The organism is Bacteroidales bacterium (assembly GCA_013141385.1).
GTDB lineage: Bacteria > Bacteroidota > Bacteroidia > Bacteroidales > Tenuifilaceae > UBA8529.
In genome coordinates, this window is record JABFRB010000022.1 from 34,414 (window position 1) to 58,286 (window position 23,873).

Annotated in this window: 15 protein-coding genes; 7 read left to right on the forward strand and 8 right to left on the reverse strand. The window is 34.8% G+C overall.

Annotated features, from left to right (window positions below):
- Positions 1–112: 112 nt before the first annotated feature.
- Positions 113–1,126 carry a dihydroorotate dehydrogenase-like protein gene (locus tag HOO91_13790; GenBank protein NOU18623.1) on the forward strand — a complete coding sequence of 338 codons (1,014 nt, stop codon included), beginning with the start codon at positions 113–115 and terminating at the stop codon, positions 1,124–1,126.
- 1,095 nt (positions 1,127–2,221) lie between these two features.
- Here HOO91_13790 and HOO91_13795 read toward each other — a convergent pair.
- The 6 genes from HOO91_13795 to HOO91_13820 all read right to left on the reverse strand — a co-directional run bounded on the left by HOO91_13795 (position 2,222) and on the right by HOO91_13820 (position 7,946).
- Positions 2,222–4,405 carry a peptidase domain-containing ABC transporter gene (locus HOO91_13795; GenBank protein NOU18624.1) on the reverse strand — a complete coding sequence of 728 codons (2,184 nt, stop codon included), beginning with the start codon at positions 4,403–4,405 and terminating at the stop codon, positions 2,222–2,224.
- Positions 4,406–4,409: 4 nt separating this feature from the next.
- Complete coding sequence (locus HOO91_13800) at positions 4,410–4,868, reverse strand: redoxin domain-containing protein (GenBank protein ID NOU18625.1); 459 nt, start codon at positions 4,866–4,868, stop codon at positions 4,410–4,412.
- A 78-nt stretch (positions 4,869–4,946) separates the two neighbouring features.
- Positions 4,947–5,603, reverse strand: coding sequence for a hypothetical protein (locus tag HOO91_13805; GenBank protein NOU18626.1), 657 nt, complete (start codon positions 5,601–5,603; stop codon positions 4,947–4,949).
- Between the two features lie 43 nt (positions 5,604–5,646).
- The gene (locus HOO91_13810) at positions 5,647–6,279 is read right to left on the reverse strand and encodes a hypothetical protein (protein ID NOU18627.1); all 633 of its coding nucleotides are present in this window, start codon (positions 6,277–6,279) and stop codon (positions 5,647–5,649) included.
- A complete protein-coding gene (locus HOO91_13815) occupies positions 6,276–7,583 on the reverse strand; it encodes a hypothetical protein (protein NOU18628.1) in 1,308 nt (435 codons plus the stop codon). The genes HOO91_13810 and HOO91_13815 overlap by 4 nt, the downstream gene beginning before the upstream one ends.
- A gap of 216 nt (positions 7,584–7,799) precedes the next feature.
- Positions 7,800–7,946, reverse strand: a complete 147-nt coding sequence (locus HOO91_13820) for a hypothetical protein (protein ID NOU18629.1) — start codon at positions 7,944–7,946, stop codon at positions 7,800–7,802.
- Between the two features lie 1,007 nt (positions 7,947–8,953).
- Between HOO91_13820 and HOO91_13825 the strand changes: the two genes are divergently transcribed.
- Positions 8,954–11,743 carry a CHAT domain-containing protein gene (locus tag HOO91_13825; GenBank protein NOU18630.1) on the forward strand — a complete coding sequence of 930 codons (2,790 nt, stop codon included), beginning with the start codon at positions 8,954–8,956 and terminating at the stop codon, positions 11,741–11,743.
- A gap of 1 nt (position 11,744) precedes the next feature.
- Here HOO91_13825 and HOO91_13830 read toward each other — a convergent pair whose 3' ends face one another.
- On the reverse strand, positions 11,745–12,605 hold the full coding sequence (locus HOO91_13830; GenBank protein ID NOU18631.1) for a tetratricopeptide repeat protein: 861 nt from the start codon (positions 12,603–12,605) through the stop codon (positions 11,745–11,747).
- Positions 12,606–13,517: 912 nt separating this feature from the next.
- On the opposite strand from HOO91_13830, the gene HOO91_13835 reads away from it, so the two are divergent.
- The 5 genes from HOO91_13835 to HOO91_13855 all read left to right on the forward strand — a co-directional run bounded on the left by HOO91_13835 (position 13,518) and on the right by HOO91_13855 (position 19,568).
- Positions 13,518–14,042, forward strand: coding sequence for a chemotaxis protein CheW (locus HOO91_13835; protein NOU18632.1), 525 nt, complete (start codon positions 13,518–13,520; stop codon positions 14,040–14,042).
- A 7-nt stretch (positions 14,043–14,049) separates the two neighbouring features.
- A complete protein-coding gene (locus HOO91_13840) occupies positions 14,050–14,874 on the forward strand; it encodes a transporter (protein NOU18633.1) in 825 nt (274 codons plus the stop codon).
- Between the two features lie 32 nt (positions 14,875–14,906).
- Complete coding sequence (locus HOO91_13845; GenBank protein ID NOU18634.1) at positions 14,907–16,550, forward strand: HAMP domain-containing protein; 1,644 nt, start codon at positions 14,907–14,909, stop codon at positions 16,548–16,550.
- A 94-nt stretch (positions 16,551–16,644) separates the two neighbouring features.
- Entirely contained in the window at positions 16,645–17,667 is a 1,023-nt protein-coding gene (locus tag HOO91_13850) for a hypothetical protein (protein NOU18635.1), read from the forward strand.
- Between the two features lie 17 nt (positions 17,668–17,684).
- Positions 17,685–19,568 carry a methyl-accepting chemotaxis protein gene (locus HOO91_13855; protein ID NOU18636.1) on the forward strand — a complete coding sequence of 628 codons (1,884 nt, stop codon included), beginning with the start codon at positions 17,685–17,687 and terminating at the stop codon, positions 19,566–19,568.
- A gap of 437 nt (positions 19,569–20,005) precedes the next feature.
- Here the strand turns inward: HOO91_13855 and HOO91_13860 are convergent, their stop codons facing one another.
- Positions 20,006–23,443 carry a PAS domain S-box protein gene (locus HOO91_13860; GenBank protein NOU18637.1) on the reverse strand — a complete coding sequence of 1,146 codons (3,438 nt, stop codon included), beginning with the start codon at positions 23,441–23,443 and terminating at the stop codon, positions 20,006–20,008.
- Between the last annotated feature and the right edge of the window lie 430 nt (positions 23,444–23,873).

Consider the following 23,873-nt stretch of genomic DNA (forward strand, 5'->3'; position numbering starts at 1 on the left):
ACAATAAACTTTTTCAAGTAATTAATGTTTATTATATAGATGATAAATGATAGGCAAAAGAACTTGCTTAAACTTCAATAGCAATAAAATAATTACTTAAAACACCATGGCCATGACACAACTAAAAACAACCTACATGGGACTTGACCTTAAAAATCCGTTGATTGTAGGAGCATCGTCCCTTACCTCCGATTTGGAAGTACTAAAAGCTATTGAAAATGCTGGCGCAGGTGCAATAGTTGTTAAATCACTTTTTGAGGAGCAAATTCAGCTCGAAGAGCTTGAGTTACAAAATGAACTCGACGAGTATACCGAACGCCATGCTGAAATGGTCAACCTCTTCCCTACCCTAAAACATGCTGGTACAAAAGAGCATCTTTTAAAGCTTAGAAATGCAAAAGAAACAATTAAAATTCCCGTAATAGCCAGTTTAAATGCCATTCATGCCGATACATGGGCTGAATACGCTATTGAGATTGAAAAAACGGGGGTTGATGGTATTGAGCTGAATTTTTATACCACCCCAAAAGATTTTGAGGTTGATGGAAAAACAATAATTCAATCGCAGCTTAACATTCTTCAAGATGTAAGGAAAGCACTTAAAATACCTATTAGCGTTAAACTTAGCCCATTCTATACAAACCCATTGGATGTTATCAAACAAATGGATGGTAAGGAGGTTAATAGCTTTGTAATTTTCAACCGATTATTTCAACCTGATATTGATATTGAAAAAGAGGAATTAACCCAAACACTCTACCTCAGCACAAGTAACGACTCGCGATTAACACTTCAGTTCACAGGTCTGCTTTATAAAAACATTGTTGCTGATATTTGTAGCTGCTCTGGCATAATGAATTCCACCGATGCTATAAAAATGCTACTGGCTGGTGCAACTGCATTTGAAGTTGTAAGTACAATTTATCAGAATGGTGTTGGTCAGATAACAACCATACTCAATGAATTAGAAGCTTGGATGGATAGTAAGGGGTACAAAAATATTGAAGATTTCCGTGGAAAACTTGCTAAGAAAAACCTTAAGGATCCTTTTGCATACCGCAGAGCACAATACGTAGAAATACTAATGCGTTCAAATGATATAATAAAGAAAACAACTATTATGTAAATTATGTTCTTTCTTTAATTCAACCCCAAAAGCATTTTGTTCCAACACAAACTCAATTAATATTTGAGATTGTGTTGGATTTTTTATTGATAATATGTTGTACTATAAGCATAACTAGGTGCATTCGATATTAAAAGCAAGTATTCAAAATCAAATAGTGAACATTCAAAAATTTCGCATTCTTAGGGTTTCACTTTTGGTGATTGTGGACTTTCGATGCACGATTAAGCTATCGCAAAATGCGAATATTGAGATGCAATGGGGGTTTGTTTTAACGCATTTTATGATTGATTTCTTACAATAGGGTTTTGCACCTTCGCAATTCACGATTGATTAGGTGCAAAGAGGTTTTGTTGGTGTACAATGACATTTTGATGGGTTGCAATTGGGTTTTGTTTCAATGCAATGGTATTTTGCCTTGAGAGCGTCAGAACATATCTCATAGGTATTATGTTAGGACATATCTCACAGGTGTGAGGAGTCATCTCATATATGTCGGGAGTCATCTCACAGGCGTTAGGACGTATCTCACAGACATTAGAACATATCTCACAGGTGTCGGGAGTAATCTCATATATGTCGAGAGTCATGTCACAGGTGTTAGGAATCATCTCACAGATGTTAGGACATATCTCACAGATGTTAGGACATATTTCACAGGTGTTAGGAGACATCTCTCAGGTGTTAGGAGACATCTCACAGACGTTAGGACGTATCTCACAAGTGTTAGGACGTATCTCACAGACGTTAGGACATATCTCACAGACGTTAGGACGTATCTGATTGATGTTAGAACATATCTGGTAGACGTTAGAACATGTCTGGTAGTTGTTAGGATATATCTGGTGGATATTAGACATGTCCATAAAGAAACCTGAGTTTGCGGATCAGGTTAATACAGTTACGATTACAGACGGCGAGATGAGCGAGCTTAATATTCAGCTTACGAGGGTTTTAAATTATAAAGAAAAGCCGTGATAGATTTGTATGAAAATTATAGTTGGCATTCTCAATATTAGGAACTCAAGTTATGATTTTTAGATTTAAACTACATGCTCTTTCTCGTACTCTGCAAAATTCATTTGAAAAAGATCACTATATCATATTCCCAACCTGCTCCTTATACGACAAACTATAATAATTATCGGTTAGCATTAGTTCTTTTGGAGTACCCGAGTTAGAAATTGTTCCATTCTCAAGTAAATAGATTTTATCTGCTTTTGAGGCAGTTTTAATTCTATGAGTAATCATTATTATAGCTAATTCATTCCGAAGTTGTTGTAGAAGGTCTAAAATGAAGTTCTCTGCATTTCTGTCCATAGCAGAGGTCGCCTCATCGAGTATTATTAATTTAGGTTTTTTGTATAATGCTCTTGCTAATGCCACAAGCTGTTGCTGACCACCTGAAATGTTTATTCCTTCTTCGCCTAAAATAGTCAAATATTGTTGGGGAAAATCAGAGAAATAAGTGTCAAAGCCATACGATTTACAAAAACTGATTACGTTTTCGGCTTCCTTCCTAGAATCACCCAAGCAAATATTATCTATGAGAGTCCCATTAAATATTTTAATTTGTTGGGGAACAACACCAATATTACTCCTCCAAAAATGAGTATTGATTAATGCTAAATTTTTATTATTAATCAGTATTAGTCCTGATTCTGGCTCATAAAATTTTTGGAGTATTTGTACTAACGTACTTTTTCCAGTACCGCTTTCACCTAAAATCCCTACTAGTTCTCCTTTTTTTACCTCTAAAGAAACATTTAATAAAAGCCGCTTTCTTCCAGCGAATCGAAAATTCAGGTTTTTAATTTCAATTTTATCGATGATTTCAATATCCTGCTTTGTTAGGTCATCCTTATGCTCTGATTTTATACTGGCAATTTCATACATACGATCAAATGCCACTTTTGCCTCTTGAATTTGAATATTAAATATAGCCAACCGGCTTATGGAGGGTATAATTGAACCTGTTAGTGAAAGAATGGCCACCATTTCCCCAATCATTAACTCTTTCTGAAACACTTGAAATGAGGATAGCCCAAAAATTCCAAGAATTAGAAGAACCCCAGTAACCTCTGACCAAAAGCTATACTGAATATTGAGTTTACCTAAATTATAAATATTTTGCTGAAAAAAGCCGTATGCATTTTTAGTTAACTCCTTAAAAAAGGGTTCCTTATTATTCGACTTAATGGTATCAATACCCTGAATGGTATCGATATAATTACTCTGGTTTAAGGCGTACGATTGCATCACATCCTTTTGTGAAATAGCTATTCTTTTGTGAAATCTTCGGATTATACCGAAGTAAAGAAGAAAACTAAATAAAACTAGACTACCGATACTTATTGAGTATAAAAAAATTACAAAAAGTGAAATTATAATAATTAATCCATCTATTAGCATATTACCAACTACTGAGCTAATAGTATTCTGAATTCTCCGAGTATCATCCATCCGTGCTATTAGCTCACCCGTTTTTCGGGTATCAAAGAATGATTTCGGTAGATCGATAAGTGCACTATAGAATTTTTGAATAACCCGATTGTTAAACTCCTTATTCTGGCTAATAAGGAAGAAACCTCTTAAATAGTTCAACCCTGTTTTTACAATTAGCAGGGCAGACAATAAAAGCAAGCTAATAAATAACCCATTGTAATCCGCAGAGGGAAGTATTTTGTCGATTAACTTTTGCGAAAAGATGGCTGTAGAAATTCCCAGAATTGTAATGGCTGTACCTAGGAATAAAGCAACTATTAGTATCCCAAAATCCTCTTCAATCAACGACTGCAACCATGACTTTTTCTCCTTTTTGATTATTTTACCCTCTACAAACTCTTTATTGGGGATCAATTTAAGCAATGCCTTACTTCTCCAAACCTGTTCTAATTCATCTTTGGTAATTGTAAGAATTCCTTTTGCAGGATCAGCTATGACTATGTTATCATCCTTATCGAATCCAAAAAAAACATAGTAATGCTGTAGGTTTTCATGTAATACTACATGAAGAATGGCAGGTTCATCAAGTTCTTTTAGATTCGAAACGCTCTCCGCTTCCAACCCTTGGGCATCAAATCCTAACTGTTGGGCTGCCTGATATAAGCCAAGAACTGTCGTCCCTTGCTTTGCCGTTCCGCTAAGCTCTCGTATTCTTTCAAGCGGTGTAAAACCATTATAAAATTTAATTACGGTTGACAGACATGCAACTCCACAATCAGAACTACCGATTTGCAGGGTAAAGGATTTTGATATTCTCTTTCTTGCTAGATTCATCACCCTAATTACCGGATTTTATCAATACTCTAAGATTATCAGCATCAATATTCTGCGTTATTTTTTTAATCAGGTGTTTTCCTTGATCGTAGTAATATAAAGTTGGATAATTGTAATGCCCAAATAGTTTAGCTAGTTCAGCCTTATCGCATTGATAAAATTTGATTGGCATTCCTGGATCTAAATCGAATTTCTCCTTGAACTCACTAATCGTTTCCAAAGAGTCGGAGCTAACCATAAGTATTTGAAAAGTTGGCATCTCCGATATTAAATTAACCATCTGATCGAATATATTATAGCAATGTAAGCAATCAGAACTATAGAGCATAATAATGGTATTCCTATCGGATGAAATTGAATCAGGGGTAATCAGATGATTATCCAATGATTTAAATGTAAAATTGGGCAAAACTTTGATCTTCTGGCTCAGCCTATTCTCTTGAGTCCTCTTATTAATAATCATGAAAACCATTGATAATATAAGCACTATAATGCATACTAATAGTATCCGTTTTATTCTAGATTTATCACTCATAATACATCACTTAAATACCACAATTACAATAAATACCACAAATAGAATCCACACTAACAAACCTAACACGTACGTCTTTAGCACAAACGATAGACTTTTTAAAAAATTCCATTTCATTAATTTAGCCAGCAGGAATGAGAGCACCAGCCAGTACAGAAATTCAATGGAATTCAAAATCCCCATTGGTATTTTTATCCAATCGGGATAGGAGTTTAACTTAACTGTTGAAATAAAGCGAAACGGGGAATATCCCCCCAACTCCTCAAAGGAGGTGAAGCTATGGTTAAAAACAAGTATCGTTCTAATAATAGTGAATAGGATAAATGTAAACTCCGCTACAATAACAACTTTGTACAGTTCCCGCATTGATACCCTAATCTCTGCAAGGTATAAGCCGATGTAGAAGCAAAGAACGACGAACGATATTCGAATAAACAGCGTTATAGGAATAAACAGAAATTTAATGAACCCCCAGCTCTTATCTAGTTGTAAAATCTTATGGGCTTCGTCGGCATTAAACTTTCCTCCATAAGTGTTAAAGAAGAAAATATCATCGATGTAAAAAAGGCGTATTACCAACGAATTTATTACATATATACTAGCAACAGCAATAAAAAGGTAAATACTCCTTTTGGTTATTATATCTAATTGCTTACCTATCATACAATCAAAAACATGAAGTCAGTAATACTGTCTATGCTTTACGCTAACCATTAAATTTATATAAATATATTCCCTTCAAAATAAGATATAGAATAGATGCTATTCCATAGGTAAGGAGTACGAGTTTAGCCATACGTTTTAGCGATTCTCTGGTGATCAACTGCAGACCATAAATAAGTATTCCCCAGAATAGCATTTCAGGAATACTAAAAAATTGAAAAATTGCCTTTATTGCCTCACTAGCCTCTGACCCAATAAAAAATTGTAATGATAGAAATGAAAAGTTATCCACCTCCTTCATTGTATACTCCGTATGAATAAATAGAAACCAGACCATCTGGGCAAGATCCCTAAGCCAAAAAAACAATTCGCCTAGTATTACCAATGACATCAACTCTCTAAATGGTACTTCTATCTCCCAATTCTTTAGCCCGAATTGGAGTAATCCAGCAATTATAGTAACCTTAATAAAGCAAATAACTGGGAAACCGATGTTAATTGCAATCCAAATATTTCGGTAAAAGGAAGCGGAGTGGGCATTTCCACCAGTAAAATATTGAGGATCTGAAACAATAATTTGATGTATAGCATATATAGAAAGGATATTCAACAGGCATAGTATGGCAAAGAGGTACCAAAAATTTTCCCTTTCAAGTAATGATTTGATTGTTTTCATTCCCCATTACTTTTAAATTGCTCCTCTAAAGATTTGTTCTTTTGTAAATCAATATTTACACTCTGAATAAGAGGGTTAAGCAGTACAATATTGTAGCTTTTCCAAAAATCGGGATGGTATGGGAATTTTTTCTCATAGATATCCTTAGTCAAAATTTCCTTTTCTGCGTTTTTTATACGTGAAAAATCCCTACGTCTTGTAAGAATATTATTCACCATAAGGGTCGACAATACATACTGTTTACCTTGTATCGTATCGGATGAGTTGGTTTTCATAGCAGTGCTAACAGGTTTAATTTCCTGAATAAAAGTTGGATAATATTTTCCATCATACTTCCTGTAGGTTACATTGTAAGATAAAAAATATTTATTTTTAAAATACCATTCTTTACCCTGATTGCTGTTGTTTACAGCATAAAAACCCCATTCAAATTTAATAATAGCATAGTCATCAGCCTGTATATATATATTTCCTCCTATATCACCGGTTCTAACTGTAATTTTACTATCCCATAATGTATCCCTATAACTTATAACATAGATTAACTTTTTATCAATATAGTTACACCCTGATAGTGTGAATACATGTCGGTTAATGTTATCCTTACATAAAAAATTGGTGTAACTACAATTCTGAATCGCTCTTACATAGTCAGAATTGTATATGTTTAAGATCAGGTTTGTTTCTCCAAAAATTTTTTTATAAATCTTTGACCTAAGATCGTATTCTAAATAACTGTCACTTTTTCGTATTTCGTTGATTTTTATTTTGGCAAGGTTTAAATCTGTATCATATCCAAAATCTTGAATGCTTACTGCAGCCTCTATTAATCGGGCATACCTATCATCCCTCATACAAAGTTCACGATAAAAAGCATCCATGTAATACATTTTAGTGGGATAGTTTTTCTTAATTTTCTTAATGGCTTTTCTTACAATCTGCTCGGCAGTTTCTCCCTTTGATAGAACAAACAAAGGCTGAATGGGAATGTTAGTAGAATCAAGATAAAATGTTTTTATGGAGTCATTAAGGATTTGGTTTATAGGTTTCTGGTATGTTTTGAACCCAAGAGATGAGATCATCAGAGTATCATTTTTTAGGCTGTCGGAAAAATAAAAAGAAAAGTTTCCCAGATCATTTGCTGCTGTTCCAATGGATTTCCCCTTAATACTAATGGCTGCATATCCAACTGGTTCGGAAGTGTTAATTTGAAAAACGGCACCATTTATACAATTTGTTTTTTGAGAATAAATGAATTGTGTCTGTATGCAAATAAGGCAGAGAGCAAAGATTGATTTTTTCATGAGAATAAATCTAGTTTTATTAAAGATAAAAGTAACCTATATTCATTATTAGATCATAACTCCATCAGGATATAGAATCCTGATAGAGTTATGAATGATTTCCAAAGAATAACTAAAATTCTTCCAAAATCTTTATCGTATTGTTATGTAGTGAATAAATGCCTTAAATATTAAACATAATTCACACCTAGACTCCATCGAATATCCCTAAAATTACTATCGACAGTTATGCTCATATATATCATGAAGGTAGTATATATCCCCCTGAAAATCCATAGGATTTCGGAGCCAATAACTAAGTTGTCCACAATAACTAAAACCACCTTCAATTTGTTCCATCTTTTCGAAATCTAACGTCTTCATAATTATTTGTTTTAAGGTTAATATTTCCCAAACGCTGGTTTATCATTCCATTACTTGGGTTGATTATTTTTTTGGCTTAGCTAAAACCTATAACAAACATATACATTATTTATGTCATATTTTAATGCTATAAAGAATTTTAACAAACGAAATATGTAAAAATGTGCTTATTATAACATATTGCTATGTCTATAAAAATTTATACTTAAATTTTTTGGTTTAACGTTTGGAGAAGTAAGCGATTTAAAACGCCATATAATGACAAAAAGCATATATGTTAGTAATTAGAGGTATTTTTGTTTTTTCTCATTACAATACGCACAACTTACAGGCAAATAAAAATATGTTTTTACTATTTTTTAACAAATTATTGTTCAACTTCAAAAGTAAATCTCTACTCATTTTTTAATGTTTTTAGTTAAACGATATCTTACATCTAATTTACAAAAAGTGTTCGATTTTTACAAAAAACTCAAACAGGATAGAATTAGTTTTTTTCAAACGGGTGTTTAGATGCTTGTAGGAGGGAAGTAACTATAGGAAACAATTGCGTAAAGCACTAGCAAAATTCAACAATTAGTAAAGCCCCACTCCAAACCGCACCCTAAAAGTTGAATATAACATTTGGGGTGCAGTTCTTTTTTGTAGGACTTCTTTTTAAGCTATACAACTTAAAATTCTGTACCATTAGAGCTAAAATTTTTTACGACTTTTTACCTTTTCTTAGCGTTTTCATAATCATAAGTTTTGGGTTAAACATGTGGAATCATTGATTTTCTTTCAAAAAACTATAGAAACCAATTCTTAGCACATTCTTAAAGTATTATAATATCTATTTGAGTTGGTGCTCCTTCGCCCCCTTTAAGTTGGATTAGCTCTTCGGCTTTGAGGACTTTTACAACCACTGTCATTTTTTTTGTTTTTTTCAGCGTTTTCATAATCTTAGATTTTTATTTAAACATTTAGCTTATTTTTGTATCAACTAATGATACATTAACGCAATAATAATGAATTCTTTTAGAATTAGGCTTAATTCTCTAACAATCATATTTCCTATTTTACTGTCACAGAGCATTCCTCTTCGTTTGTCATGTATAGAAGCCCAACAACTAACGGAAAAAAACAATATCACTGCGCTTTACGATAGCGCAGTGGTTTACTACAGATCTTCCAATTATAGTAATGCTGTACAGAATTTTAATAAAATACTACTGCTAAAAAGCAAAATATCAGAAGATATAAACCCAAAATACTTTAAGATATACAACCTCTTAGGGGTAATCTATAAAACGCAAGGAGATTTAAATGAGGCTATTAATTTCTATAAAAAAGCATTGGAAAGCACCTCTGATAATTACTACCTGTCGTTAATCAATATTAATCTTGCCAATATTTACTCCTTAAAAGGCGATTACTCCAAGGCTATCTATTACTTCGAAAACACGCTTGCAGTGCTTAAGAAAAGTGATGATAAAAGGAAATATGGTTATATCGTTAACAACTATCATAACTTAGGTTACTCTTACTACAAGTTAGGGAATTATAATCTTGCCAAAGCAAGTTATCTGAAAAGTATTCAAATGGCTAAAGAGAATTATCTCGGTGAGAATAGCGAAACATATTATAATTGTGGGCTGGTTTACCAGAAATTGGATAGTCTGAGTAAAGCTGATTACTGTTTTAGGAAGGCGATAGCATACAACCTGAAGAAGTTTGGTACGAATCACTACATGACAGGGATGGCGTATATTAACTACGCCTGTTTTTATTCGGAAATTGGGCAGTTAACAAAAAGTGAGCAGTTGTATAGCAAGGCATATAAAATATTGATTAGCACCCTTGGAATAAAGCATTCGTACACCTCTTTATGCTTAATGAATAATGGACAACTATTCTATCGGAAAGGAGATTACAAGCAGGCGTTAAGGTATTATCAACAATCGCTAATCTCAAAGATTTATAGTTTCAACGATAACTCAATATATACAAATCCAAATGCGGATGTGCTGCCAGATATGGATCTGTTGGATATCCTTAAGCTAAAAGCGCAAGCCTTCGGACAATTAGCGGAGCAAGAAAACAAAACAGAGAACCTTAAGGCTGCCCTCGTCACGCTTGAGCTGGCTACTAGCTTTACCGAGCGTTTGCGCATAGGCTACCTGTACGAGGGGTCAAAGCTACAACTTGCTGAGAGGGAGCATGAGGTTTACCTATCAATAGTAAGGATTGCAAACTCGCTATACGAAATTTCAGGTGATTCAAAGTACATGTGTATTGCTTTTCGATACGCTGAGTACGGCAAATACGCCGTACTAAGGGAACTGAAAAATGATGAGATGGCAAAAGATATTGCAGGAGTACCCGATAGTATTAGCGGTAGTGAGCGAAGTTTAAAGCAACAGATAGCAAGCCTTAGAATGCAGGTTGAGGATGAGAGCAAGCTGGAACACCCCAACAAATCGAAAATAGATTTATGGAACGAGCAGCAGTTTACTCTAACGCAGAGGCTTGAGGGGTTAATGCAAAGGCTTGAGAGTAGCTACCCCGAATACTACAGGCAGAAGTACAGCAATGAGGTTGTAAGCGTTACTCAGCTACAAAAAGCAATGGATAAGAAAGAGGCTGTTCTTGAATACGTGTTGGGAGATAAGGAGCTGTATACCTTTGCAATTACCAAGGATACTTTCCAACTGGTGAGGCAAGAGGCGGATACCACTTTCCTACGCCAGCTTAACTTTCTGATTTATGCCATGCGTAGCTTCTACTCAACGGGTTACTACAAGTACAGGGATGCTGCGTATACCCTTTACAAAAAGCTGATATACCCCGTTGAACCTTTGCTAAAGGGTAAGAACCTGCTGATAATCCCCGATGGCAAGCTGGGACTTATCCCCTTTGATGTGCTTACCGATAGACCATGCCAAGAGGGCGACAGGCGGGATTACGTGCATGAGCCCTACCTGCTAATGAAGTACCCTATTGGCTACGCATACTCCGCCACGCTATATAGCAATTCCCTGAATAGCACCCATAAAGGTTCGCCCAATTTTCTGGGGATAGCTCCCGATTATAAGAATTCCAAGGATTCACTAAGGAATATCCCTATTGGATTACAGAGTGTAAGAAAGATTGCACTGCTAACACTTGGAAAATCGCTAACTGGGAGTAACGCTACGGAAGAAAACTTCAGAAAGTACAGCAACAGCTATGGTATAATCCATTTCTACGCACATGGTTTTGAGGACACCCTTAACCCAGCAAATTCGAAGCTAGTCCTATCCACTCCGACTGACTCAACTGACGATGACTACCTACACGCTTGGGAGGTGTACAACATGCAGCTGAATGCGGAGATGGTTGTGCTTGGATCGTGCTTCTCTGGATCTGGTAAGCTATCGGAAGGGGAAGGTGTGCTGAGCATAAGCCGAAGCTTTATGTATGCTGGCAGTAAATCGGTGGTGATGTCGCTTTGGGCAGCAGCCGATAGGTCAACAAACAATATACTAAACGATTTTTACCTGAACCTGCTTAAAGGAATGCGGAAGGATGAGGCGCTAAGACTTGCCAAGCTGAAGAACCTTGAAAGTGTTGAACCAATTTCTGCTCACCCACGTTACTGGGCGGGTATTGTGGTGAACGGTAACCAGAATGGGCTATACCACTACTGGTATCTAAAAAAGATAACCCTTGCTATTACCGTAATTCTGACTCTACTCCTTGTTTTCTGGAAACGGAAGGCGATAAAGATACTATTGAGTGCAGACACTTCCAGGTCTGGTGACGCTGGAAGGTCTTAGCCTAATCGCGAAGTTTTTTTAGGATCTTTTTAGCTTGTTTGTAGTTGTAATCATTCTTATCCACAATAATCTGAAAGGTATCTATTGCTTTCTTCCTGTCCCCAATTTTAAGATAGCAAAGCCCCAAATACCATCTGGTTTGAGGAATAAGATTGAAATCGCTCTGACTGGAAAGAGCCTGATTGTAGTAATCTAATGCTACATTGTACCTACCAACCTCCATCATGGACAATCCGATGAAGAAATTTTTCTCGACCTCAACGTTTATCGTTGATGGAATATCCTTTAAGAGTAAAATAGCATTGGAATATTCCCCATCCACGTATTTCTGCTTGGCAATATCTAAAGAGTTGCTGTTAAATAAATAAAAATCCTCTGGCCCAAGTCGTTTATAATATTCTGTGTATAGCCTGTTTTCCAATGAATCGCTAGGTTGAAAATTATAGCTTATCCCTCCAACTGTAATAAGCAGCATTACGATTGACGCAGCTGCCAACCAGTATTTAAGCCTCCTATTTATAGTGTAATGCTGCTTTTGGGAAGCTTTATAGGTACTGTGGGCCTTATCCAGTTTTCTTCTTAGAGGAGACTCCTCCTGAGAGCTGTTATTTTCCTCGTTCTTTTTAACCTCAACAGAATACTCCGTGTCCTTTATTAACTTGCTCTCAAACTCAAGCCGCTGGGCAGGGGTCATCTCATTATCATGGTATCGCTTTATATCAATTTTAAATTTTTCTTCCTCGCACATTCTTGCCAAACGCTCATTTGCGAGTATTGCATCCGAAACTAATGACATCATTTCATCTGAAAGCTCATTTAGTATAAATGCTTTAATTATTTTTCTGTTAATTTGTAAGCTCATAAATAGAGTTTGTTATGCAAGGCGTATATAATTAAATACAATATTAATGAAATTATTTATATCAACACACAAGTTAAATATTTTGTCAATATAAGTAACATTAAATACGCATTAATGATATTAAAAGATTCATTTGCTAAAATATTATTTTTGTGTAGAAAAAAGATATTTTTAAAGGTTCGGGAAGTAAAATATTGGAGTAAAGTTACAGGTTGCAAAGAATTATTATGGTAGCAATATAGCAATTGGCATATCAGATAAAATTAAAATGATTCAAAAAAATCTAGAACCGAGTGTTCTCCCGATAAAAAAACATCAGGACATGTTTTACTAGTTCGACGAAAGTAATTCTTCAGATTTCAATCCGTTCAGGATGACAAGAAACATTATAGTCTGGAAATGTCATCCTGTTAATAATGCAGGGAAGAATACATATCTAAGCCAACTCGTCCAAATAATGATGAAACAACGCATAAAAAAAGGTGATTTATCTCATTAATCTATATTTTCACTATCACAATCCTAGAACTATATTTGCATAATACTGTATACTAATTTTTTACAGTATACTAATCATGCTTTTAGTTTGTATTGATTTTGTCCGTGATTAATAAATTCAGCAAGTCTGAAACTTAATAGTAAGTTTAGTATAGATAGATATTGGAACAACTTTATTAAATTTAGCTATTATCGGAAGTATCAATATGGTTTTTTGAGTAGATTTAAATCATTTAAATTCTAAGAAATAACATTTGAAATACGATTAAATGGTTAATTAAAAACAATAATTCTAAATAATAAATATCGCAATCTGCGATGTTTTTTAGCTATTAGAAAATGAAATTCCCAATTAGCGGAATTTAGATGATGATAAGTTTTAAAAGATACTATTAAGACATAAAAATTAATAAAATGAAAGTAGAAGAAACCACGAAAAAACTCACCTCATACCTTTCGTTCCGACTGAATGATGAGGAGTTTGCAACCAATGTTGGTTCTGTAATGAGCATCTTAGAGATGCCAAAAATCACAAAACTTCCAAACGCCCCTAGCTATATGAGGGGTATAATTAACCTCCGTGGAGAGGTTCTACCTGTAATAGATATACACTATAAGTTCGGTTTGCCTGAGGCAAAAATCACATCAAGTACCTGTATTCTTGTTATGGAGGCAACCGTTGAAGGTCAGTACATTAAATTTGGTATTCTGGTTGATTCTGTTAATGAAGTTCACGAAATTGAACCAAGTAAAATAGCTCCAACACCAACACTTGGGAATAAATATAGATCTGATTTTCTTGAAGGAATTTATCAGAATAATGATTCATTTATAATGATTGTTGATATTGAAAATGTTTTAATGGCCGATGAGGTGGCTATTTTGAGCACCTCTATACCTGAAATTATTCCTGATGAAGCTGATCAACAAAATAATTAATAATACAATGAGAATAAGACTATTATTAATCTTTTTTGTTCTTACCCACAATGGTTTAATTGCACAGGAGCAAAAAGAAATCCAATTTGTTAAAGCCATTGAAGATAATTCGTATTTTGTAGAAGAGGCATACAATCAGGAGGATGGAGTTGTTCAGCATATAAGCAGTGGCTACTATAAAATGAGCCCCACAAAAGATTTAATGTACTCATTTACTCAGGAGTGGCCCGTAGGTTCCCAAAAACATCAATTCAGCTATACAATAGGTTACTCATGGTTAAATTCCAATTCTACAAATGGAATCCCCGATTTCCTTATTAACTATAGATACCAGCTTACAGGGCATGATGATTTTATAACTCTCGCCCCACGATTTTCGATAATTCTTCCAACTGGAAACGAGGATAAAGGGTTTGGTAATGGCGTTCTCGGTTATCAGCTCAATTTGCCAATGAGCAAAAGGCTTACCAATGCTTTTGCTTGCCATGCTAATGTGGGATTAACACTATTACCAAACGTGAAATCAGTTGATTTATTGAACAATAAGAATAAAAACAATCTACTAAATTTTAACATGGGGGCAAGTTTAATCTGGCTAGCTACACAGAAACTGAACCTAATGCTCGAAGTTCTTCATAATATTTATAGGATACCAAATCCAAGCAACAAAATGGAGCTGGTGAATGAAACAATTGTAAGCCCAGGTTTTAGGTATGCAATTGATGTAAAACAGCTACAAATAGTGCCAGGTATAGCAATACCTACAACCATTCGGGATGGTAAGTCCGATACTGGGATTTTCTTCTACCTATCCTTCGAGCACCCATTCTAAAAATAATTAAAAAATAAAATAATTGAACAATCATGAAAAATTTAAAAATTGCCCAAAAACTGATACTTAGCTTCTTTATTGTAATCTCACTTTTTGTAATGGTTTCTATTTACCAACTTTATCAACAGACTATTCTATCTAAACTACAGGATGAGGGATTTCTGCGCTCACAGGCTCTTGTTTATGCTAAAGAGATTAAAGCAATGGGAACTGTACTTTATCAAGATATTGCTGATGCTATTATTAACAGAAATTTAGACGAGGTTCAGAAACAGTGGAGGGACGATAAAGCAAATGCATTGAGTGATTTGGATAATCTTGAAAAAATTGTAGATACAAATTTGGAGAAAGATCTTTTAAAGGAGTGTCGTGAGCATTTAAAAAATATAATTTCACTATTTGAGGATGATATGTTACCGCTAGTCAAAGCGGACAGCTCAATGGCAGAGATTCGTATAGTTGATGCAAAATTTGACGTAATACTATTAAATCTAGATATTGCTGTAGATAAAATGGTTACTTCAATAGAAGCAGAAAATAAAGCTGCCGATAAGAATTTTGATACAACAACAAATAGCGTCTATATTTTTTCAATTGTTGTAAATATTATAGCCATTATTATTGCTATAATTTTTACCTATATAATGGTAAATTTAATTGCCAAACCATTGAATAAGGGGGTAGTATTTGCAAATGAAATCTCAAAGGGTAACCTAACTGTAAAGCTTGATATTGACCAAAAAGATGAGGTGGGTATTTTAGCCTCATCATTAAAGGATATGGTTGTAAAGCTAAAGGAAATGATGGGAAATATTGTTTTAGGAGCCGATAATATTGCCACAGCGAGCTTACAGATGAGCAGTACATCGCAGCAACTTTCCCAGGGAGCAAATGAGCAGGCCGCTTCGGTTGAAGAGGTATCTTCAACCATGGAGGAAATTACATCTATTATTGAACAGAATAGCCAAAACGCTTCACATACAGAAAAAATATCCGTTGCAACTTATCAGGGCATGAACGATGTGGCGACTGGTGCTAACAATACCGTTGAGGCCAATAGAACAATTGCCGATAAAATAAAAATAATAAATGATATAGCATTCCAAACAAATATACTTGCACTTAACGCTGCGGTTGAGGCTGCTCGTGCTGGTGAATATGGTAGGGGTTTTGCTGTAGTTGCAGCCGAAGTAAGAAAACTTGCAGAGCGAAGCAAGGTTGCTGCCGATGAGATTGTGGCACTATCGCAAAAGAGTTTGCAGCTATCAGAAGGAGCAGGAAAAAAATTGATGAGCCTTATGCCCGAACTCGAGAAAACCACACAAATGGTACAAGAGATATCCGCTGCTAGCGCAGAGCAGACCAATGGAACCACTCAGATAAACGGGGCAATACAACAGCTAAATCAGGTTACTCAACAAAATGCATCAGCTAGTGAGGAGCTTGCATCTGGTGCCGAGGAGCTTGCAGGTCAGGCAGAACAGCTAAAAGAGCTAGTATCCTTCTTTAAAGTTGAAAAGGAGAGCGGAGGTGTGCGTATAAATAAAACCTATACTCCTAAAAAAGAGGTTAATACTAAGAAACCTACAACTCAATTTGTTCCTACAGGTAAGAAAACATCTGGTATCAACCTTCATCTTAAGGAACATGATGATAAGAGTTATGAAAATTTTTAAGGTTTTCGAACTCTACTAAAAATAGAATATAATTTTTTTGAATTAATAGGGAGTTACTCAAATTAGACTTTAATTGTTTAACTGTGAAATTACTATGTTAAAAAAAACTGCACTAGGTATATTCCTAGCTCTCCAAATTGTGGGATTTACGAATGCTCAGGTAAAAGATTCGTTGGTAAAGTTTAGCCCAAGCGGAAAAATAGAAGGAAGAGTTTTTACTGATTTCTTTTATGAATTCAACGAACACAAAACCGCATTTGAAGTTTCAAGAGCATATCTTGGGTATAACTATAGCTATTCCGAAAATTTTTCTGTAAGAACCGTGATTGATGTTTCTAAACCTGATGTTGCAATTAACGGTAAAACAGTAGACACTATATCAACATCATTGCAACATACAGCTCACCTAAAGTTTGCATATGGAACTTATCAGAAAAACAAATTTTCGGTATCGATTGGAATGATTGAATTAAATCAATTTAAACTTCAGGATCAGCAATGGGGTCACAGATACGTTATGAAAACCCTACAAGATGAGTATGGTTTCTGTTCAAGTGCTGATCTTGGGGCGAAAATTGACTATAAATTTACCAATTGGCTTTCGGCTGATGTAACAGTACGAAATGGTGAAGGGTTTAAAAAAGTTCAATCGGATAATATTTACTGGTACGGTTTAGGAGTCACCATTCAACCATTTAAAGGTTTATACTATAGGGCTTATTTTGACTATAGCAAAAAGGGTGTGGCTCAATCGAACATTACAAATTATATAAGCTATATGGGTACTAAGTTTAAAGTTGGTGCTGAGCTGGAAATTGGGCAAAATTTTGGAAATGTAGACAATAAAAAGTTGAACGGATTATCTTTGTTTGCGGCTTACCAATTAACCAAAAAACTTGAAATTTTTGGGCGATATGATAGGCTATCATCCAACACTTTGAGCGGTCAAACGAATAGCTGGAACTACGATAAAAATTTAAGCACAGCCATTTTTGGATTTCAAATGAGTCCTATAAAAAACATTTCTTTTTCGCTTAATGGACGCTACGTATTACCTGAAAATTCAGACAAAACAAAAAAGATTTCTGTATATGCTAACATCGATTTTAAGTTCTAAACCTAAATAAAACTACTATGAACTTTAATAAACTAAAATTTGGACAGAAATTAGCTCTGGGATATGGGCTAGTACTTCTGTTAACCCTAATAGTTGTAATTCTAAGTGTTAGAGGTTTTGTCGATGTACTTGACCGGGTAAAGAAAAGCGACTACATGAAGGAGGTTGAAAAAGAAATGCTTTCAGCAAGAAGGCACGAAAAGGATTTTATGCTCAGGAATAACCAGAACTACGTAAAACAGCTTCATGAGGCGATAGATAAAATTGAAAAAATTGCTCTTGAGGCTAAAGCAAGCCATTCTCAGCAAGCAGATAAGGATGAAAAGGATCGTATTTTAGAAAAGGTTCATGATTATTTAGCCTCTTTTGACACCTATGTTAAACTTGATAAAGAGGATGAATCCATACTGCAACAAATGAGAGAGCATGGACGTGTTGTAAAATCTGAAAGCGAAAAATACCTTGATAAACAAAATGGGAATAGGGTAGCATTACTATTAATTAATTTTTTAGAAACCAGAAAATCAGAGAAGGACATCATTATTTTTAAAGATAAGCAGAACTATGACAAATTTATGGAGAACTATAATAAAACCCTTGAAATTTCTGATGAATTAAATATTCAAGAGATTAGTGATGCGATTCGTGAGTACAAGAAAGAATTTGATCAATTTTATTCCAACACACAGGAACAAATCAAGGCTGAAGAGGAAATGGTAACTCATGCCAGGGAGGCAATTGCAATTACCTCAGAATCTTCGAAGAACCAGAACCTGAAAATGTACTCTTCTGTAGGCACAAATAGGTCTACAATAATATTAATATCAATAATTGCTTTAATTGTAGGTGTTGCAATAGCAACATTTATAACGAGGGTAACCATTAAACAGCTAGGAGGTGAGCCAACGGAAGTTGCAGAAATAGCTAATAAAGTTTCAAATGGAGATTTACTGGTTGATTTTGGCTCAAGGCAGCGAGTGGGCGTAATGAAGGATATTCAGGAAATGGTTGTAAAACTAAAGGACATAATAGGAAATATTATTGCTGGAGCTGATAATATTGCAACAGCAAGTATGGAAATGAGTAAAACGTCACAGATTCTTTCCCAAGGAGCAAATGAGCAGGCAGCTTCTGTTGAAGAGTTATCATCAACCATGGAGGAAATAACATCAATTATAGAGCAGAATAGCCAAAATGCTTCTCTAACTGAAAAGATATCCGTATCGGCTTACCAAGGTATGGATGAAGTTTCAACCAGATCTGGTGATACCGTTGAAGCCAATAGAACAATTGCCAATAAAATAAACATAATTAATGATATAGCATTCCAAACGAATATACTTGCGCTTAATGCTGCTGTTGAGGCCGCCCGAGCTGGTGAGTATGGTAGAGGTTTTGCCGTAGTAGCTGCAGAAGTAAGAAAACTAGCAGAGCGAAGTAAGGTTTCTGCCGATGAAATTGTATCGCTATCTCAAAAAAGTTTAGGATTATCAGAAGAGGCTGGAAAAAAATTGATGAATATTATGCCCGAACTAGAGAAAACCACCCAAATGGTGCAAGAGATATCCGCTGCTAGCGCAGAGCAGACTAATGGAACCACTCAGATAAACGGGGCAATACAGCAGCTAAATCAGGTTACCCAACAAAATGCATCGGCTAGCGAGGAGCTTGCATCTAGTGCCGAGGAGCTTGCAGGTCAGGCAGAACAGCTAAAAGAGCTTGTATCCTTTTTTAAAATTGAAAAGGAGAACGAAGGTATGCGTATAAATAAAACCTATACTCCTAAAAAAGAGGTTAACATTAAAAAAACTACAAACCAATTTGTTCCCACAGGTAAGAAAACGTCTGGTATCAACCTTCACCTTAAAGAACATGATGATAAGAATTATGAGAATTTTTAAGGTTTCTTAGCTCTTCCATCAAAGCGTTAATGGATGTTAATTGGTTTAGATTTCATTTAACAGAAGCCGTCTCAGAAGTAAATTGAGGCGGCTTTGTGATTACTGTAATAACTGTAAACTATTTTAACGTAATTTCTATACTATCATAATATATTGATTTTAAGTAAATATTAGATTGGTAATTTGTCATGCTGAACGAAGTGAAGCATCTTAGATCCTTTGCTCCGCTCAGGATGACAAAGGTTTCATATTACAATTCATCATTATTAAGGAAAGGGGTTAGAATTTCCAGAGCTTACTGTTTCTTGTCATGCTGAACGAAGTGAAATCCGAAGGATTCGCTGAAAGCAATCATTTGTATTACAGATAACTAGATCCTTCATTTCGCTCAGAACCGAACTTACGAGTTTCGGACAATGACATCTTACGAACTAACGTTAATTAAAGTACTTATTAAGCAGTTCCATTAATTTATCCATTTTAATCGGTTTAGCGATATAATCATTACAACCCGATTTAATTGCTAAATCGCCATCACCTGCCAAAGCAAAGGCTGTTTGAGCAATAATAATCACTTTTTTATTAAACTTACGAATTTGTTTTGTAACCTCGAATCCATTAATTTCTGGTATTCTAATATCCATTAAAATCAAGTCAATATCTGGGTTATTGCGGCAAATTTTTACAGCTTCGAATCCTGTTCTAGCATTTAATGTTTCAAACTTAAATTTTTCGAATGTCAGCGTAAGTAGTAATTCTGAAGTTTGATCATCTTCAACTATTAAAATCTTTAGTTTATTAATTTGATTTCCTTTTCCATTCTTTGAACTAACTTTCTTAGTTTGAATTTCTTCAACTGGTTCGGTTATGTAAGGGATAGTAAAGAAAAATGTAGATCCTACCCCTAACGTACTTTCAACCCAAATTTTACCACCAAGCATTTCAACATAAGATTTGGTAATTGCCAAGCCAAGACCTGCTCCCTGTAAGGCTTTACTGTCAAAAATATCAGCTTGAATGAAACGTTCAAAAATGGCTTCTATCCTATCCTTAGGAATACCAATTCCCGTATCCTTAACATAAAACTCCAGGTAATTATCCATCTTTTCGTACCCAAATTCAATAGTACCTTGATTAGTATATTTTATAGCATTTTTAACCAAATTAATCATAATCGCATACACTTTTTCAACGTCAGTATTAATAATTGCTTTGCTTGCTGGAAGTGCAATTCTAACAATAAGCTTCAATTTTTTTACTTCAACCTCGGGTTTAAAGAATGAATATATATATTCTATTTGCTCGTTTATATTACATTTAGAAATAACCACCTTCATTTGTCCCGATTCAATCTTCGAAATATCAATTAAATCATTGATAATGTTAAGCATTCGAATTCCACTGTTTTCTATAATATCAAGGAACTCTTGATGTTTTTCACCAGAAAGATGAGGGTTTTTAAGCAGTTCAGCAAATCCTAGAATACCATTCATTGGCGTTCTAATTTCATGTGAAATATTGGCAAGGAAAGTAGATTTAAGTTTATCGCTCTCTTCTGCTTTTTCTTTAGCTACGACTAATTCCCTATTTATTTCATAAAGTTCCTCGTTTAATTGTCGTAATTCTTCGTTTTGCAAGGATATTTCCTCGTTTTTCTCCTTTATTATTAGCTCTGCTTGTTTACGCTCAGTAATATCTAGAATTGTTCCATACAGTTTAATCGGATTGCCATTTAAATCATATTCTAATTCACCAAGTCCGTGTACCCAACGTTCTTTTTTATCAAGCCAACGAACTATCATATATTCCTTATTAAACAGCTGATGGTTTTCTAAAACATCAATTGAAATATAATTATTTATTAAAGAACGCCAATCCGGATGAATTAGCTCCAACCAACCATTAAGGGTTCGGTTATAACTTTCATCTATTCCAAAAATTTCATCAAGAATTTCAGAGCTTTTCCATATACCTATTTTTATGTCCCAAACATAACTTCCTAATCGGGCAACTTTCTGAGATTCTCTGAGAAGTAGTTCACTTTGTATTAAGGCCTCTTCCGCCTTCTTACGTTCAATAGTGTTGGCTATTTGATCCGAAACAAAATCCAGAATTTGTTTCTCCTGTTCTCCATACGCTTTTGTATTTGAATAGTGTTGTACAGCTATTACACCAATAACCTTTTCTCCATTTTTTAGTGGGGCTCCTAACCAACATGCAGATTGGGTTCCTAACATTACTATTTCTCCATTAATAACCTTCTCCTTTTGAAGATTGCCATCAAAAAGAAGCGAGTGCCCTGTTTTAATAACACTTGCTGTTAAACCTTTTTCAAGTGTTAATGCTGGTGGCGGTTTATCAACCTCATCAACAAAGTAGGGGAAATAGATAATATTTTTAACATCATCATAAAGAGCCACATAGAAATTGTCTGCCGGCATAAAACTCTTTATAATCTGGTGAACTGCATAGTACAATTCATCTAAGCCTTTAGCAGTTTCCGGTACCCTCGCAATTTGATAAAGGGCATGCTCAAGAAGCTGAGCACGTTTGCGTTCAGTGATATTACTAACAATATGCACAGCACCGGAAAACTGGTCATCTTCATCAATAATAGGATCGACTGAGATGTTGTACCATTTATCATCAATCTTTAAATCCATTGATTCTCTTTTATGGCTCACTTTTGACCTTAAAAAAGGACATTCATGGATTGGTTCAGCAGTACCGTGAAAAATTTCCCAACAATGCTTATGAGAAATTTCGCTTATGTTGTGTTTAGAAAAATGCTCCAACTTATTGTTGGAATGCACTATTAGTTGTTCCTTATCGAGCTGCCAAATAGCATCATCAACAGCATTAAAAGTAGTTTGCCATTCTAATGCCGCTTGGGCAAGTTTCTCTTCCGCCTGCCTACGTTCAGATATATCTTGCAATATGCAGTGAGTTTGCTTAAATTTTCCATCCAAATCATAACCAATCTTTCCATCAAATGCAATGAACAACCTATTACCATTTTTATGAACCATTATAAATTCACTATGAATCTTGCCTTTGGCCTTGAAAATTGGAAATCGCTCTCGAAAACTATCCCGATACTCTGGGGCAAGATAGTCTCCAAACCACGTTCCAATTACCTCCTCATGTGAATAACCAAGTATATCTAACCATTGCTGGTTTACTTCAATAAAATTACCATCAAAATCTAGCGATTGGTAGCCAAGTGGAGCTTTATCAAATAATTGAGTGAATCGCTCCTCGCTTGCTTTTAATTGTTTTGTTATATTTTCCTTTTCAACAATTTGTGTCTTAAGCTGTAAATTACTGTATGCATTTTCAGAAAGTTCCTTTGCAAATACAAACAGCATTTTCGATACTTTAGTAAATTGCTCAAGCGACATAACAGGGACTTCAGCAAGAGCCTGCATATACACATCCCTATTTACCCCAATTTCATCAGCATACTGTAGCATTTGTTTTTCATCCAATGCCTCATTTTTTACCTGTCCAATTAACCAATTTGCGATATGTTTACCTCCAACAGTGATACTTACACCAGCATCCCACAATCCTCCGCTCAAGCAAGCTTGAATAATAGGACCATTAGGGTTTTCTCTACCTATTATTGCGTCTGACTTAAAACAGTTTATAAGACCCTTTTCGGTTTTACGAATAACATTACTACACAAACGGCAGAAATTACTTGGTTTAGTAATAGGTGTACCATCGATATGTGTAATAATTGATGCTACTCCACATGCTTCAGAAAACAAATCTTGTAGGTGTTGGAACTCATCAATGTCAAATAGGTCTCCAAACCGTATATTGTCTAGGGCATCAGTAACTGTATCTAAAGGGATTATTTTTTTTTTCATTAAAATCCTTTCATTAAGGTTTAATAGAGATTAACTACAACCTCTAGTGAATTAGAAAAATTTTAAAAAAATATGGTTTTCCTATTGATAAAAGAGAAAACATACTCAAATATATTTTCCTAAAAATAGAATTGTAAATTACTGAAAAGATCAGAAAAAATGATTGTTTAATAGATGATTTCCCTCATCATTATATCCTTCTCAAAATAGTATAATTGTAACTACTCAGGTACATAATTTTGAAAGAAAAAAAAAGTCAATTATACACGCTATTCTTGCAGCAATAACTCTCGCAAAGTCGCCAAGTTCGCGAAAAAGAAAAAACTAAAAGTTTTTTCCCTTTGCGCTGACTTGTTGTAGTCATTCCAAGATTCTCAAACTTTCGATAAAACTATATTGATGTGTTTTTGCTGTTGCTTTTCTTATAGTT

Excerpts from the sequence above, each read along its gene's own strand:
- HOO91_13800 (NOU18625.1), bottom strand. The coding sequence starts at position 4,868 with ATGATTATTAATAAGAGGACTCAAGAGAATAGGCTGAGCCAGAAGATC.
- HOO91_13850 (NOU18635.1), top strand. The coding sequence starts at position 16,645 with ATGTTAAAAAAAACTGCACTAGGTATATTCCTAGCTCTCCAAATTGTG.
- HOO91_13835 (NOU18632.1), top strand. The coding sequence starts at position 13,518 with ATGAAAGTAGAAGAAACCACGAAAAAACTCACCTCATACCTTTCGTTC.
- HOO91_13810 (NOU18627.1), bottom strand. The coding sequence starts at position 6,279 with ATGAAAACAATCAAATCATTACTTGAAAGGGAAAATTTTTGGTACCTC.
- HOO91_13820 (NOU18629.1), bottom strand. The coding sequence starts at position 7,946 with ATGAAGACGTTAGATTTCGAAAAGATGGAACAAATTGAAGGTGGTTTT.
- HOO91_13855 (NOU18636.1), top strand. The coding sequence starts at position 17,685 with ATGAACTTTAATAAACTAAAATTTGGACAGAAATTAGCTCTGGGATAT.
- HOO91_13840 (NOU18633.1), top strand. The coding sequence starts at position 14,050 with ATGAGAATAAGACTATTATTAATCTTTTTTGTTCTTACCCACAATGGT.
- HOO91_13790 (NOU18623.1), top strand. The coding sequence starts at position 113 with ATGACACAACTAAAAACAACCTACATGGGACTTGACCTTAAAAATCCG.
- HOO91_13795 (NOU18624.1), bottom strand. The coding sequence starts at position 4,405 with ATGAATCTAGCAAGAAAGAGAATATCAAAATCCTTTACCCTGCAAATC.
- HOO91_13815 (NOU18628.1), bottom strand. The coding sequence starts at position 7,583 with ATGAAAAAATCAATCTTTGCTCTCTGCCTTATTTGCATACAGACACAA.
- HOO91_13860 (NOU18637.1), bottom strand. The coding sequence starts at position 23,443 with ATGAAAAAAAAAATAATCCCTTTAGATACAGTTACTGATGCCCTAGAC.
- HOO91_13805 (NOU18626.1), bottom strand. The coding sequence starts at position 5,603 with ATGATAGGTAAGCAATTAGATATAATAACCAAAAGGAGTATTTACCTT.
- HOO91_13825 (NOU18630.1), top strand. The coding sequence starts at position 8,954 with ATGAATTCTTTTAGAATTAGGCTTAATTCTCTAACAATCATATTTCCT.
- HOO91_13845 (NOU18634.1), top strand. The coding sequence starts at position 14,907 with ATGAAAAATTTAAAAATTGCCCAAAAACTGATACTTAGCTTCTTTATT.
- HOO91_13830 (NOU18631.1), bottom strand. The coding sequence starts at position 12,605 with ATGAGCTTACAAATTAACAGAAAAATAATTAAAGCATTTATACTAAAT.